Source organism: Pseudomonas sp. PDM05, assembly GCF_014851685.1.
Taxonomy (GTDB): domain Bacteria; phylum Pseudomonadota; class Gammaproteobacteria; order Pseudomonadales; family Pseudomonadaceae; genus Aquipseudomonas.
In genome coordinates, this window is record NZ_JACVAC010000014.1 from 96,435 (window position 1) to 110,363 (window position 13,929).

Annotated in this window: 14 protein-coding genes; 7 read left to right on the forward strand and 7 right to left on the reverse strand. The window is 62.1% G+C overall.

All coding sequences use genetic code 11. From position 1 onward, the window contains the following. Positions 1–13 precede the first annotated feature (13 nt). Positions 14–1,339, reverse strand: a complete 1,326-nt coding sequence (locus tag IB241_RS23030) for a PLP-dependent aminotransferase family protein (RefSeq protein WP_192300502.1) — start codon at positions 1,337–1,339, stop codon at positions 14–16. Between the two features lie 89 nt (positions 1,340–1,428). On the opposite strand from IB241_RS23030, the gene IB241_RS23035 reads away from it, so the two are divergent. Further along, positions 1,429–2,319 (forward strand): DMT family transporter, encoded by an 891-nt coding sequence (locus IB241_RS23035; RefSeq protein ID WP_192300503.1) that lies wholly within the window; start codon positions 1,429–1,431, stop codon positions 2,317–2,319. Here IB241_RS23035 and IB241_RS23040 read toward each other — a convergent pair. Then, the gene (locus tag IB241_RS23040; RefSeq protein ID WP_192300504.1) at positions 2,316–2,882 is read right to left on the reverse strand and encodes a YceI family protein; all 567 of its coding nucleotides are present in this window, start codon (positions 2,880–2,882) and stop codon (positions 2,316–2,318) included. The two genes, IB241_RS23035 and IB241_RS23040, sit on opposite strands and share 4 nt — an antisense overlap. A gap of 89 nt (positions 2,883–2,971) precedes the next feature. Between IB241_RS23040 and IB241_RS23045 the strand changes: the two genes are divergently transcribed. Then, positions 2,972–3,466 carry a PaaI family thioesterase gene (locus tag IB241_RS23045; protein WP_192300505.1) on the forward strand — a complete coding sequence of 165 codons (495 nt, stop codon included), beginning with the start codon at positions 2,972–2,974 and terminating at the stop codon, positions 3,464–3,466. A gap of 44 nt (positions 3,467–3,510) precedes the next feature. Beyond that, positions 3,511–4,398 carry a YghX family hydrolase gene (yghX, locus tag IB241_RS23050; protein WP_192300506.1) on the forward strand — a complete coding sequence of 296 codons (888 nt, stop codon included), beginning with the start codon at positions 3,511–3,513 and terminating at the stop codon, positions 4,396–4,398. A gap of 206 nt (positions 4,399–4,604) precedes the next feature. On the opposite strand, the gene IB241_RS23055 is transcribed toward yghX, so the two are convergent. Both IB241_RS23055 and IB241_RS23060 read right to left on the reverse strand, forming a co-directional pair. Beyond that, positions 4,605–5,789, reverse strand: coding sequence for a DUF2252 family protein (locus tag IB241_RS23055; RefSeq protein WP_192300507.1), 1,185 nt, complete (start codon positions 5,787–5,789; stop codon positions 4,605–4,607). Positions 5,790–5,862: 73 nt separating this feature from the next. Continuing rightward, positions 5,863–6,741, reverse strand: coding sequence for a LysR family transcriptional regulator (locus IB241_RS23060; RefSeq protein ID WP_192300508.1), 879 nt, complete (start codon positions 6,739–6,741; stop codon positions 5,863–5,865). A gap of 130 nt (positions 6,742–6,871) precedes the next feature. Here IB241_RS23060 and ampC point away from each other — a divergent pair, with 130 nt between their 5' ends. Both ampC and IB241_RS23070 read left to right on the forward strand, forming a co-directional pair. Then, positions 6,872–8,014, forward strand: a complete 1,143-nt coding sequence (ampC, locus tag IB241_RS23065; RefSeq protein ID WP_192300509.1) for a class C beta-lactamase — start codon at positions 6,872–6,874, stop codon at positions 8,012–8,014. Between the two features lie 130 nt (positions 8,015–8,144). Further along, on the forward strand, positions 8,145–8,948 hold the full coding sequence (locus tag IB241_RS23070) for a MipA/OmpV family protein (protein WP_225595669.1): 804 nt from the start codon (positions 8,145–8,147) through the stop codon (positions 8,946–8,948). Positions 8,949–8,988: 40 nt separating this feature from the next. Here IB241_RS23070 and IB241_RS23075 read toward each other — a convergent pair whose 3' ends face one another. Together IB241_RS23075 and IB241_RS23080 are read right to left on the reverse strand one after the other, a co-directional pair. Continuing rightward, complete coding sequence (locus IB241_RS23075; protein ID WP_192300510.1) at positions 8,989–10,266, reverse strand: ATP-binding protein; 1,278 nt, start codon at positions 10,264–10,266, stop codon at positions 8,989–8,991. After that, positions 10,267–10,974, reverse strand: a complete 708-nt coding sequence (locus tag IB241_RS23080; RefSeq protein WP_192300511.1) for a winged helix-turn-helix domain-containing protein — start codon at positions 10,972–10,974, stop codon at positions 10,267–10,269. It lies immediately after the preceding gene. Positions 10,975–11,130: 156 nt separating this feature from the next. Here IB241_RS23080 and IB241_RS23085 point away from each other — a divergent pair, with 156 nt between their 5' ends. Continuing rightward, entirely contained in the window at positions 11,131–12,330 is a 1,200-nt protein-coding gene (locus IB241_RS23085; RefSeq protein ID WP_192300512.1) for an MFS transporter, read from the forward strand. Here IB241_RS23085 and IB241_RS23090 read toward each other — a convergent pair. After that, complete coding sequence (locus tag IB241_RS23090; RefSeq protein ID WP_192300513.1) at positions 12,286–12,888, reverse strand: tRNA-(ms[2]io[6]A)-hydroxylase; 603 nt, start codon at positions 12,886–12,888, stop codon at positions 12,286–12,288. The two genes, IB241_RS23085 and IB241_RS23090, sit on opposite strands and share 45 nt — an antisense overlap. 151 nt (positions 12,889–13,039) lie before the next feature. Between IB241_RS23090 and IB241_RS23095 the strand changes: the two genes are divergently transcribed. Further along, complete coding sequence (locus IB241_RS23095; protein WP_192300514.1) at positions 13,040–13,903, forward strand: universal stress protein; 864 nt, start codon at positions 13,040–13,042, stop codon at positions 13,901–13,903. Positions 13,904–13,929 lie beyond the last annotated feature (26 nt).

Sequence of the window (13,929 nt, forward strand, 5' to 3'; positions counted from 1 at the left end):
GCCTAACCCCGGCTCACCACGCCACCACCGCTCGTACCTTGACCAGCGCTTCGCGCAGCATCGGCATGGCTACCGAGCCCAGCGCCAGGCGTAACGCATGGGGCACATGAGCACCGACCGCAAACGGCTCCGCGGTGGAGACAGAGACGTTCTCGCGCTGCAAGGCCATGGCGACCTGATCGGCGCGGGCCTCCTCCGGTAGCGGCAACCACAAGAAATACGAGGACGGGTGACTGAGGTAATCCAGCCCCGTCAGCACTTGCGCCGCCAAGGCCTGACGCGCCCGGGCATCCTCGCGTTTTTGCGCTTCCAGTTGGGCGACGGTGCCGTCCTCGATCCAACCCACGGCAATGGCGCTCATCACCCCCGGAACGTTCCAGGTGGTGGCCATGATCGTGCGCTCCACCGCCTTCACCCACGGCACAGGTGCCGCGACAAACCCCACCCGCAGCCCCGTCGCGACACTTTTCGACAGCCCGGCCACGTAGACCGTGCGCTCCGGCGCCAATGTCGCCAGCGGTGGTGGTGCATCTTCGGCCAGAAAGGCGTAGGCCGCGTCCTCGATGATCATCAGGTTGTGCTGGCGAGCAATCGCTACCAACTGCTCTCGCAGCGCCAGGCCCATGACCCAGCCGAGCGGGTTGTGCAGGGTCGGCATGCTGTACACCGCACGCACCGGGCGCTTGCGGCAGAGGCTGTGCAGGTATTCCAGATCCGGGCCGGTGGGTGTGACCGGGATTGCGACGATCTCCAGGTGCAAGGTCTCGGCCAGCACCTTGAAACCCGAATAGGTCAATGCATCGACGGCGATCACATCCCCCGGCTTGAGCAGCGCCATCATCGTCACCGCCAGGCCATGCTGGGCGCCACTGACCAGCAACACCTGCTCGGAGGCGACCGCCAACCCACGGCTCAGCAGATGACGCGCCGCCGCCGCGCGCTCATGCACACGGCCGGCATGGGGTTGATAGCGCAGCAGCGCTTCCAGATCGCCGGACAGCGCCAGTTGGCGCAGCGCCGTACGCAACAAGTCCGCCTGGCCCGGCAGTGACGGGTAGTTGAAGTTCAGGTCCAACATCCCCGCGGCAACATTCATCTGCCCACTGCCCTGCCCTGGCGGCAGCGAAATCTCGCGCACAAAGGTGCCGCGCCCGGTTTCGCCGCTGACCAGGCCCATGGCCTCCAGCTCGGTATACACCCGGCTCGCGGTGACCAGCGCCAGGCCATGCTCGGCGGCCAACTGGCGGTGAGTTGGCAAGCGTGTGCCGGGCGGCATGTCGCCGCTGCGGATGGCTTGGGCAAAGGTGTCGACCAGCGATTTGTAGCGGGCGCGGGGCATCGGGATGTATCCATGACAATTTTTTGATTGTCCTAATCTTCAACTTTAGGATGACCGGCACGCAATCATTCTTTTTCAGGCCCCTGCCCATGCAACGTACTTTCTCCCTCAGCACCCCGGACAGCAGCACCCAGGGCTGGATCAACGGCTTTATCGGCGTGGTGATTTTCAGCGGTTCGTTGCCCGCCACCCGTTTGGCGGTGATGGAGTTCGACCCGGTGTTCCTCACCATGCTCCGCGCAACCATCGCTGCCGTGCTGGGGCTGCTGTTGCTGGGGTGGTTCAAGGAACAGCGTCCCGCACGCAACCAGTGGGGGCCGTTGCTGATTGTCGCGCTGGGCGTGGTGATCGGTTTTCCGCTGCTGACAGCACTGGCGCTGCAATACGTGACCTCCGCCCACTCCATCGTATTTATCGGCCTGCTGCCGTTGGCTACCGCCGTGTTTGGCGTATTGCGCGGTGGCGAACGGCCGCGTGCGGTGTTCTGGTTGTTCTCGATCCTCGGCAGCGCGCTGGTGATGGGTTATGCATTCGCCCAGGGCCTCAGCGCTGCACCGGCCGGTGACCTGCTGATGTTGCTGGCAGTGCTGGTGTGCGGCCTGGGGTATGCCGAGGGCGCCAAGTTGTCGCGCAGCCTCGGAGGCTGGCAGGTGATCTGCTGGGCGCTGGTGGTGTCGTTGCCGGTGGTGGTGCCGTTGAGTGTGATCCTGGCGCCGCCGAGTGTGCGCGGCATCAGCCTGCCGGCGTGGCTGAGCCTGGGTTATGTGGCGTTGTTCAGCATGTTGATCGGCTTTGTGTTCTGGTATCGCGGCCTGGCCCAGGGTGGCATCGCCGCCGTTGGCCAATTGCAACTGCTGCAGCCGTTCTTCGGCCTGGCACTGGCGGCGGGCCTGCTGCATGAGCAGGTCAGCCTGGGCATGGTGCTGGTCACCGTCGCGGTGATCGGATGCGTGGCCGGGGCGAAGAGGTTTGCCCGCTAGCGTTGCGGTGAAACCATCTTGAATTTGATGTGGATGTCGTTGGACACCACGCTGTTGCCAGCCCACTCACCCTCGCCGATCTTGAAATCGGCACGGTTGAGGATGAATTCACCGTCGAACACGCCAATCCCGCCCAACTCCTTGAGCACCACATCGACCGTCACCGGCCGTGTAATCCCTTTGAGCGTCAGGTTGCCGCTGATCTTGAAGCGATTGTTGCCCAGCGCCGTGGCGCCGGTGGATTGGTAGACCGCCACCGGGTACGTCGCCGTGTCGAACCATGACGGGCGCTGCAGTTCGTCGTTGGCATCCGCGCTGCCGGCGTCGATGCTGGCGAGCTGGATCTTGAGCAACGCGTGCGCCGCCCCAGGCGCTTGGGTATCGAACGCCAGCGTCCCTTCAAACTCGTTGAACGTGCCATACACCCGCTGCCCGAACTGCTGGAAGGTAAAGCTGATCTGGCTGGCGGCGCGATTGACATCACGGTATTCCACGGCCCGGGCATTGGAAAACACACCAAGCACCAGTGCCAGCAACACGACTGGGGATAATCGACGGTTCATGCACGCTCCGGGGGAAGTAAGGCCATCGGGTTCCCATCCTGCCCGTGTCCTGCTAAACAGAGTAGCCCCCATAACAAAAAGGACTTGGCATGCACCCCGCTTCCCTCCAGGACATCACCGCCCCCGAAGGTATCTGCTATGGCTGCGGCGCCAGCAACCCCCACGGCCTGCACATCAAAAGCCGCTGGGACGCCGACGGCATCCACCTGGTCGCCGAGCATGTGCCCGAAGCCAAATACAGTGGCTGGCCAGACCTGGTCTACGGTGGCCTGATCGCCATGCTGGTGGACTGTCACTCCAACTGGACCGCCATGGCCTACCACTACCGCGCCGAACAGCGCGAGCCCGGCAGCCTGCCGCGCATCGAGTGCGTCACTGGCAACCTCGGCATCAAGTTCATCAAGCCAACGCCCATGGGTGTCACCCTGACCTTGCGCGCCCGGGTCGAGGGCGACGTCGGACGCAAAAGCCGCGTGGTCTGCGAGGTGTACGCCGGTGATGTGCTGACCGCCATTGGCGATTCATTGTTCGTGCGCGTCGACACCGGGCAGTTGGCCGCTGCCGCCCATGGCCGCGACGATTGAACGTGGTCTACATTGACTGCTACCGCTAATCGAGGATGGCCCCGATGACTCGTCTCACCGCGCAGGACTTTGCCCCCGAACTGCTGGAACTCTACGACGGCTACGCCCACGGCAAGATCAACCGCCGCGAGTTTCTCGACCGCGCCGCGCTGTTCACCTTCGGCGGGCTCACCGCCTCGGCGCTGCTGGCGGCGCTGAGCCCCAACTACGCGTTGGCCGAACAGGTGAAATTCACCGACCCGGACATCGTCGCCGACTACATCACCTACCCGTCGCCCAACGGCAACGGCAGCGTGCGCGGTTACCTCGTGCGCCCGGCCAAGACGTCAGGAAAGTTGCCAGCCGTGGTGGTGGTCCACGAAAACCGCGGCCTCAACCCGTACATCGAAGACGTCGCTCGCCGCCTGGCCAAGGCTGGTTTTATCGCCCTGGCGCCCGACGGCCTGACCTCGGTGGGCGGCTATCCCGGCAACGATGAAAAAGGCGTGGCCCTGCAACAGACCGTCGACCCGACCAAGCTGATGAACGACTTTTTCGCCGCCATCGAATGGCTGATGCACCACGACAGCAGTACCGGCAAAGTCGGTATCACCGGCTTCTGCTACGGCGGCGGCGTGACCAACGCGGCGGCGGTGGCTTACCCGGAGTTGGGCGCGGCGGTGTCGTTTTACGGGCGCCAGCCGCAGGCCAAGGACGTGCCGCGCATCAAGGCGCCGATCATGCTGCATTACGGCGAGCTGGATACGCGGATCAACGAGGGCTGGCCGGCGTATGAACAGGCGTTGAAGGCAGCAGGCACGACGTATGAGGCGTTTATCTACAAGGGCGCCAACCATGGTTTCCATAACGACTCGACGCCACGCTATGACGAGGCGGCGGCGAATCTGGCGTGGGAGCGGACGCTGGGCTGGTTCCGCAAATACCTGGCCTAGTGGCCACCCAGATCCGGGAGCAAGCCCGCTCCCACAGTTGATCGGTGCTGCTGGGCTGTCAGCGCTCGGCTGGAGATCGCCCGGACACTGCCAATCCCCTGTGGGAGCTGTCGAGCTTTAGCGAGGCTGCGAAGGCGGCGGCACTGTTGGTAGAAGTGTTGCCCTCGACCATAGATCTCCCACATTTGATTTTCAGTATTTGCAGGTCAGTGCTCCAGCGCATACCGACGGCAATGGCTGAGGTAGCCCTGCTCATGGCTGCCTACCAATTGCACCACGCTGGTCCATAACCAGGACGGCGCATCCAGCTGCCTGGAGCGGTTTTCTTGCAGCGTGGCCATCCAGGCCTTGCGCGTGTCCCGGTCCATCTGGCGGGCATGGGCGATACCGACAACCCGGGCGAGATACCCGGCGGCATGCATCGCGTCGGTCTCGCTGAGTTCGTCCAACTCCAGCTTCATGTCCTGCGGCAGCAATTCACGGATGAAAAAACCGTGATCCAGAAAGCGCGTCGCCAGCATGCGCTCACCCAGGCCAGGGGACAGCTGGCGAGCGCCCTCGACGACCCGGCGGCCATTGTCCCGTGGCATCTTCGCCCGTGCGGCACGGGGTGCCGCAGCGCCCACCGCCTGCTTGATGTCGATCAGGCAGTATTCGCGATCGTCCTTGTCTCCCACCCCCAGCAACGCCGCGTAACGCAGCAAGCCAAGGGAGCTGCAGCCCTTGACCCAATAGGCCGAATCCAGCAACTCGACCTTGGCGTCCTTGGGCCGCCCCTTGAGGGACGTGACCAACTGGTGGAGGTCGTCCGATGCGCAAACGTCAGCCAACGCGCTTTTTTCCGCCCGCGACAACGACCAAAAGTGCTTGCCCAGGGGAATGCTCGGCCGCGCATTCTCGATGCGTTCACGTGCCAGGTGCTTCCAGGTGCGCTCCACGGCACTGCGCATGCCGGCCTTGACCTGGGACGGGCGCGGCGGCGCTTCATCCGGCTTGTCCTTGAACGCCTGTTCGTAGCCCACCATCATTTCTTCGAGCATGCGTGCGGTGGTCACGCCAGGTAGGTCAGAGCCACGTGCCGCGGTGGCCAGGGACAGGGCCAGGCGCACCAGGTCGTGGGCCGGGTTGCCGATCACGGTCTGGTCGAGGTCGCGGATGTGCATATCGATGCGCCCCTTGCTGTCGCCGGTCGGCCCCAGGTTGCCCGCATGGCAATCGCCGCAGATCCAGATCGCCGGGCCGTGGGGCAACCGGCGGCCAGGCAGGCTGTGCAGCCAATCGTAGAACTGCACGGTGCTGCCGCGCACATAGGCGTGGGCGGAACGCGCCATCTTCAGGTTGCGCAGTTGGATCAGGCGGGGCATGCGGGCGGAGGGACGCGGACTGTTCATATAGGCACTCGGCTGGGGCTACGGTAGAGGTTAGGCCGGCGCAAATGTTTCATTTTGTTTCGCGAATAAACCTTCAGCCGCGCCCCGCTACTGCCATCAACCAGCCCTTGAACGCCAGCATCGCCGAAGTTTCGGCACGCGACTGCAGGCGGGTCAGCCAGTAACTGCCGGTGGTGATGCCCACGTCGAACGGCTGGCGAATCACATCATTTTCCAATTGCCGCGAAAACATCATCGCCGGCGCCAGCGCCACCCCCGCGCCCTGCAATGCCGCCTCCATCATCCCCAGGGATGAGTCGAACACAATGCTGCGCGGCACCAGAGTGTCGGCCGGTAGACCTGCGGCCTGAAACCACTGGGTCCATTCATCCGCCCGATAAGAGCGCAGCAAGGTGAACTTGAGCAGGTCGGCCGGGGTTTGCAGTTGCTCGGCGATGTGCGGCACGCAAAGCACGCTCAGCGGCGCTTCAAACAAGGGGCTTGCGTCGGTGCCATGCCAGGCACCCGCGCCAAAGCGGATCGCGTAATCCAAGCCTTCGGCGGCGACGTCGACGCGGTTGTTGTGGGTCGACAGCCGCAAGTCGATAAACGGATAACGTGCGTGAAACTCCGGCAAGCGCGGCAGTAGCCATCCCACGGCAAACGTGCCGACTGCGCCCACCGTCAGCACTTCACGGTAATGTCCGCCTTCGAACCGACTGAGGGTCTGGGCAATCCGGTCAAACGATTCACGCACTACCGGCAGCAAGGTTTCGCCCTCGCTCGTGAGCATCAGCCCCCGTGGCAGGCGCTTGAACAAGGTGACATTGAGCTGTGCCTCCAGGCTTTTAACCTGATGGCTTACCGCCGCCTGAGTAACGCACAGCTCGATGGCCGCGCGGGTAAAGCTCAAATGCCGTGCAGAGGCTTCGAATGCACGCAGGGCATTGAGGGGTAGATGGGAGCGCAACATGCTTGACCCTAGTTATTCTAATGGCTGGTGCGAGATATGATCGTTTGTCGACGCGCGCAAATCTACCTAGATTTATCCGCCTGCGCAGGCCTCGGTTGGCAGTGCGCCCTTGATATGGAAGCAAGTCAGCATGAACCATCACGTAAGAAATTTCCTTATTTCAGCCGCAATTGTTGGATCTGGAACCTGCATGGCCGCCACCGACCTGCGCCAGGTTGTGGACAGCACCGTTGCGCCGTTGATGCAGCAACACGGGATCGCCGGCCTGGCGGTAGCCACGATCAAAAATGGCCAGGTGCAATACTTTAACTACGGCGTAATGTCCAAGACCACCCAGCGCCCCGTCACCGAAGACACCCTGTTCGAACTTGGCTCCGTCAGCAAAACCTTCACCGCCACGCTGGGCGGTTATGCCCAGGCCACCGGCGCACTCAAGCTGACAGACAAGGCCAGCCAGCACCTGCCAGCCCTGAAAGGCAGCGCCTTCGACCGCATCAGCCTGTTGCAACTGGCGACCTACTCGGCGGGTGGTTTGCCCCTGCAATTTCCGGAAGCCGCCGACAGCGCCAAGACCATGCTCGGCTATTTCCAACACTGGAAACCTACCTACGCCCCCGGTGTGCAACGCCTCTACTCAAACCCTAGCATCGGCCTGTTCGGCTACCTGAGCGCGCAAAGCCTGGGGCAACCCTTCAATGTGGCGATGGAGAAAACCCTGCTGCCGCAGTTGGGGCTCAAGCACACCTACATCACTGTGCCCGCCGACAAGGCAGACCAATACGCCCAAGGTTATGACAAGCAGCAAAACCCGGTACGGGTCGGCCCCGGCGCACTGGACGGCGAGGCCTACGGCGTCAAGTCCAGCACCCAGGACATGGCGCGTTTTGTCATCGCGAACATGCACCCACAAACCCTGAGCGCGCCGCTGCAACAGGCAATTGCCACGACACACACCGGCTACTACACCGTCAACGGCATGACCCAAGGCCTGGGCTGGGAATACTACCCCTACCCGGTGAAGTTGCAGGCATTGCTTGACGGCAACTCCACGCTTATCGCGCTGCAACCCAATAAAGCCCATTGGCTGCAACCGGCGCAGACACAACCGGGCAACGTCATGTTCAACAAAACCGGCTCTACCGGCGGCTTTGGAGCGTACGTGGCGTATGTGCCTGGCAAGGATATAGGCGTGGTGATCCTGGCCAACAAGAACTACCCGATTGCCGACAGAGTGACGGCGGCCCATGGCATCTTGAGCGCGATGGATCAGTAGCAAGCATCACGGCCCACAATGTGTTGCGCGCTTAACAGTCTTTGACAGTTTTCCGACAAAGCTGTCAAAGACCCCCGCCCTCCCTCAGACCTAGCATTCGAGCTTCCAAACCTCCAATCGGGTGCTCTACATGCTTCGCACGATGCGATCAAAAAACCTCTGTTTATCCATCTCCACCCTGTGTCTGTTGGCCGGTGCCCATCAGGTTTTGGCCGACGACTGGGACTATCGATTGAAAGCCGGCGTGGCCAACCTGCCGCGCTACAGCGGCAGCGACGAGCGTACGACCACGCCGCTGCTGGGCGGCGCCATCGTCAGCCCATCGGGGATTTTCCTTGATACCGACAAAGGGCTGGGCTGGGGCTACGAAGGCAACGCCTTGAGTTTCAGCGCCTATATCGGCGCCAGTGCCTCACGCAAAGATAAAAACAAAACCGGCCGCCTGGGCTCGGACCGCCTCAAAGGCATGGGTGAAATCAAATCACGCCCGCAACTGGGCGTAAGCGCCAGCTATAACCTCGGCGCAGCGATTGTGGGGGCAACCCTGGAACATGCGCTCAAGGACGACGACCACAAAGACAGCGCCAAAGCCTTCACCTCGCTGGAGTTGAGCATCGGCACCAAGCTGTACGACGGCGACTACGGCAGCCTCGACGCCAGCCTCAACAGCCGCTTTGGCGACGCCAATTACCTGCGCACATGGTATGGCGTGACGCCCGACCAAGCCGCGCGCAGCCGTTTTCAGGCATATGACGCCAAAGGCGGGCTATTCAGCCGTGGTCTGAACCTGACGTGGAGTTTGCCGGTCAGCGAGCACACCACATTCAGCACACTGCTGGACATGCAGTACCTGTCGGGGGACGCGGGCAAAAGCCCTATCGTCGAGCGGCGCCTGCAAAGCTCGCTCATAGGTGCGCTGGAATACACCTTCTGATCCAACCAGTGTGAAGCGCAGAGCTCAGCGCGGGGCCTGATCATTCGGCATAGGCCCACGTCATCCGAAACGACGCCCCGCCCCACTGAGAATCCAGCACTTCTACCTGCCCGCCATGCCACTGCGACACCCGCTGCACCAGCGCCAGGCCCAGGCCGAAGCCGCCGGTGCGGCGGTCACGGCTGGCATCCAGGCGCATAAACGGCTGGAAGATTTTCGCCCGGCCATCCTCGGGCACGCCGGGGCCGTCGTCACACACCCGCACTTCGTAGCCGCTGCCAAACTTAACCAACGAAACCTCCACACGCCGCTCGGCATAACGAATGGCATTGCGCAGCAAGTTGATCACCGCCCGCGCCATAAAGCGCGGTTCGATCTGGATGGTGTCCACCTCACAACTGCGCAACGTCAGTCGGACCCCTGCCGCCTCGGCCTCCAGGGCCACGCTGCCGATCACGCTGTCGAGCCAGCTGTGAGCCTCGATATTTTCCCGGGTGACCTGGGTCGCGCCGCGCTCCAGGCTGGCGTAGGTCAGCAACTCGGAGACCATTTCCTCCAGCTCACCGAGGTCGGCGTACATGTCGGCGATCAGTTCGCTACGCAGACGCGGGTCGACCTGCTGCTTGAGTTGATCGAGTTCAAACGACAAGCGCGCAATCGGCGTACGCAATTCATGGGAAACCGCGTTGGTCAGTTCACGCTGGTTGGCGATCAGGTTCTCGATGCGTTCAGCCATCTGGTTGAAGTGCCCGGCCAGTTCGCGCACGGTAGAGCGGCGTGGCAGCAGGATGCGCGAGGCCAGGTGATTGTCGCCAAAACGCTGTGCGGCCAGGCGGATATGCTCCAGATCACGCCAATGGGGACGCACCCAGAAATACAGCACGACGGCCAGGCACAGGCCGAGGAGCACATAAGCCCACAGGTAAAGCCACTTGGGCTCTTCCGGCAGCTTGATTTCCAGCAATTGCGGGCCGTCATCGATACGGGCGAGGAACTCCATAAAGTGCCCACGCACGACCAGCAGCCCGTCCGCCAGCAGTTGCTGCTCACGCTCGTTCAGCCTCAGGGAATCACGCGACAGCAGTTTCAGATGCAACCCGTAATGGGGTTGCAGCTCGGCGAGGCGGGCAGCCCGCGCTTCGCTCGTCAACGGCCGCAACTGCTCGACCAGGGCGTAGGCCGGTCCACGCAACGCCTCGCGGTTGTAAGTTTCGTTGGCTTCCGGCAGCCACTCGTCGAAGGTGTAGTTGACCAGCCAGATCGCCCCCGCCAGGCCCAGAGCAAGGATCAGGTAAAGGCGTAGATAAAGCCGTAGCATTCATACCTCCCAGGCAAACGGATTGAACAGGTAGCCCTTGCCCCAGATGGTCTTGATGCACACCGGTTCACGAGGGTTATCGTTGAGTTTGCCGCGCAGCTTGCTGATGTAAACGTCGACGCTGCGATTGAGGCCGTCGAACGCGATGCCGCGCATGCGGTTGAGGATGTCATCGCGGGACAGGATGGTGCCGGAGTGGCTGGCCAACAGCCACAGCAGTTCGAACTCCATGGTCGTCAGTTCGATCGTTTCGTCTCCCAGGCGCACCACCCGGCAGCTACGGTCAATCGCCAAGCGGCCAAAACTCAGGGCCCCACGCACGGTGGGCTCTGGCGCCTGGCGACGTTGCAACGCGCGCAAGCGGGCGAGCAGTACCGGCGGCTTGATCGGTTTGATCACGTAGTCGTCAGCGCCGGATTCCAGGCCGAGGATGTGGTCCAGGTCGTCCTCCTTGGCCGTGAGGATCACGATCGGCGTGTCGGACACATTGCGGATTTCGCGGCACACGTGCAGGCCGCTCTGGCCGGGCAGCATCAGGTCGAGAACAACGATCTTGGGACGAAAATCGAGAAAGGCCGCCAAGGCCGCGTTGCCCCGGTGCACCACGCGCACCTCGAAACCATGCTGCGACAAAAAATGCGCGATCAGCCCTGCCAGCTTCTCATCGTCTTCAACGAGCAAGACCTTGCCCAGCCCCAGGTTTTCCATAAGTTCTCAGTGTGCGACGCAGATTGAAGAGCGGGCATTATAGGTGGCAAGCTGGGCAACTTGAGCAACTGGCCAGCAGCGGCCGACGAAGCTTCATGCTTTTAAGACTTTTTAACAAATAGCCTGCAATTTTTAACGCCATCTACAGGGAGTTGTATGCGCAAGGATTACCTGGCGTTCTTCGTTTCGCTGTTCCTGTCGCGCCTGGCCGACCAGATTCTGTTGTTTATCGTGCCCTTGATAGTGTTTCAGAGCACAGGGAGCGTGTCCTGGGCCGGGCTGGCGTTTTTTGTCGAGTCGTTGCCGCGTTTCCTCGCGTTTCCGCTGTGCGGGGCGCTGTGCGACAAGTACCCGCCGGTGCACATCCTGCATATCAGCCAGGTCTATCGCGCGCTGACGTGCGTCGTTGCGGTGGCGCTGTACGGGATGTTCGACGGCATCTATTGGCTGGTGTTGCTTTCGGCCGTGTGCGGGGTGCTGACCACCCAGGGCATCATGGCCCGCGAAGTGCTGATGCCGCATATCTTTGCGCAATACAGTTATGCCAAGACCCTCTCCTACTCGCAGATTGCCGACCAGAGCGGACTGGTGCTCGGGCCGCTGGTGGCAGCGCTGATGCTCGAAGTGTGGGCGTGGCATTGGGTGGTACTGGGGATTGCCGGGTTGTTTGTGCTGGCGGACGTGGCCATGGGGGTGTGGCAGCGCTCCAGCTCGGTCGACCTGGCGGTCTTTGAACAGCATCGTGATATTTGGCTGCAACCACTGCGGATTGCATTCGGGCATATCCGCCAGCTTGCCGGGCTCAAACGCCTGATTGCGCTGACGGTGGGGGTCAACCTGATCATCGGGGTCACGCTGGCCACGTCGGCCGCAATGGTCACCGGGCTCTACGCCGCCGACAAGGACGCCTATGCGGTACTGCAAGCCGCAGGCGCAGGGGTGACCATCGCGATTCTGTTCTACCTGGCGCGCGCCACCCTGTCGCTGAAAATCCTCGGTGGCCTGTCATACGCACTGATTGCCGCCGGCGCGCTGATCACCGCGATCAGCCCCAATCTGTGGGCTTACTCGCTGGGGTTCCTGCTGGTGATCGGCTTCGACAAGATGTACAGCGTGTACATGCGCAGCGTGCGGCAAAAGGTGATTCCAGTGCAGGACTTTGGCAAAACCGTGGGGGTGATTACCTTGCTCAACAACCTGCCGCAACCCCTGGCCGGGTTGGCGGTTGCACTGCTGGCGGCGCCGCTGGGTACGCAAACGGTGATCCTGCTGCTGACCGGGATCACCGCGTTGATCGGAGTGGTCGTGGCCTCAGGCCGGCACGCCGCTGTGAAAGCGGAACTCGACGTCGGGTGACTCGATCAGTTCCTGCTCGGCCGCCCTCACCCGCTCGATGACTTGGGCGATGTCCTTGGCGTCGCCGTATTGGTAGGCCAATTTCAGATAGCCCTGGAAGTGCCGCGCCTCGCTTTTCAGCAGGCCGAAGTAGAACTTGCCGAGTTCTTCATCCAAATGCGGCACCAGCGCTTCGAAACGCTCGCAACTGCGGGCTTCGATAAAGGCGCCGACCACCAGCGTATCCACCAGTTTGACCGGCTCATGACTGCGCACCACTTTGCGCAACGCCGAGGCGTAGCGACCGGCATGCAGCTGGCGCAGCTCGATCTTGCGCTTTTTCATCAGGCGCATGACCTGTTCGTGGTGCACCAACTCTTCGCGGGCCAGGCGCGACATCATATTGATCAGGTCGACATGGCCGTGATACTTGGCCATCAGGCTCAGGGCGGTGCTGGCGGCTTTGAATTCGCAGTTCTTGTGGTCGATCAGCAGGGTTTCCTGATCGGCCAGCGCGGCCTGGACCCAGGCGTCGGGGGTGCGGCAACCGAGGAATTCGTGGATTTCGGGCAGGTTCATCGGGCTCACGGGCAAAGGATCACAAAAGGGCGCCGATTATACCGACCACGCCGCAGACCACCAGCCACCGGCCTTGATGTGCATCAACATGACGTGCGCCGGGCAGCAACTATAGTTGTCTCATGCCCACCACTTCCCGGAGTTACCGACCATGCAAGCCATCCGCAGCATCCTGGTGCTCATCGAGCCCGAACATTCGGAAAGCCTGGCCCTCAAACGCGCCAAGTTGATCGCCGGGGTCACCGGTGCGCACTTGCATTTGCTGGTGTGCGACAGGAAACATGAGCATTCGGCGCTGCTGAGCCTGCTCAAGGCGGGCTTGCAGGAGGATGGCTACAGCGTGACCACCGAGCAGGCGTGGAACGAGAGCCTGCATGCAACCATTATTGATGTGCAGCAGGCCGAAGGCTGTGGACTGGTGATCAAGCAGCACTTTCCCGACAGCCCATTGAAAAAGGCTCTGCTGACCCCGGCGGATTGGAAACTGTTGCGTTATTGCCCGACGGCGGTGTTGTTGGTCAAGACGTCTACGCCGTGGGCTGAAGGTGTGATCCTGGCGGCAATCGATGTGGGTAATACCGACGCCGAACACCGTGAACTGCACGCCGAGATAGTCGGTCATGGCTTCGACATCGCCAGCCTGGCCAAGGCCCAACTGCATGTGATCAGCGCCCACCCTTCGCCGATGCTATCGGCGGCGGACCCGACGTTCCAGCTCAAAGAAACGATTGAGGCGCGCTACCGCGAACAGTGCCGGGCATTCCAAGCCGAGTTTGATATCGACAACCCAAGGCTGCACATCGAGGAAGGCCCTGCCGACGTGCTGATTCCCTTTGCGGCGCACAAGTACCATGCGGTCGTCACCATCATCGGCACGGTGGCGCGTACCGGCATTTCCGGCGCGTTAATCGGCAATACGGCGGAGGTCGTGCTCGACAAGCTGGAAAGTGATGTGCTGGTGCTCAAGCCTGCGAGCCTTATGGATCACCTGGAAGAGCTGGCGGCTAAGTCCTGAGGGCGACGAGGATCAAACTGTGGGAG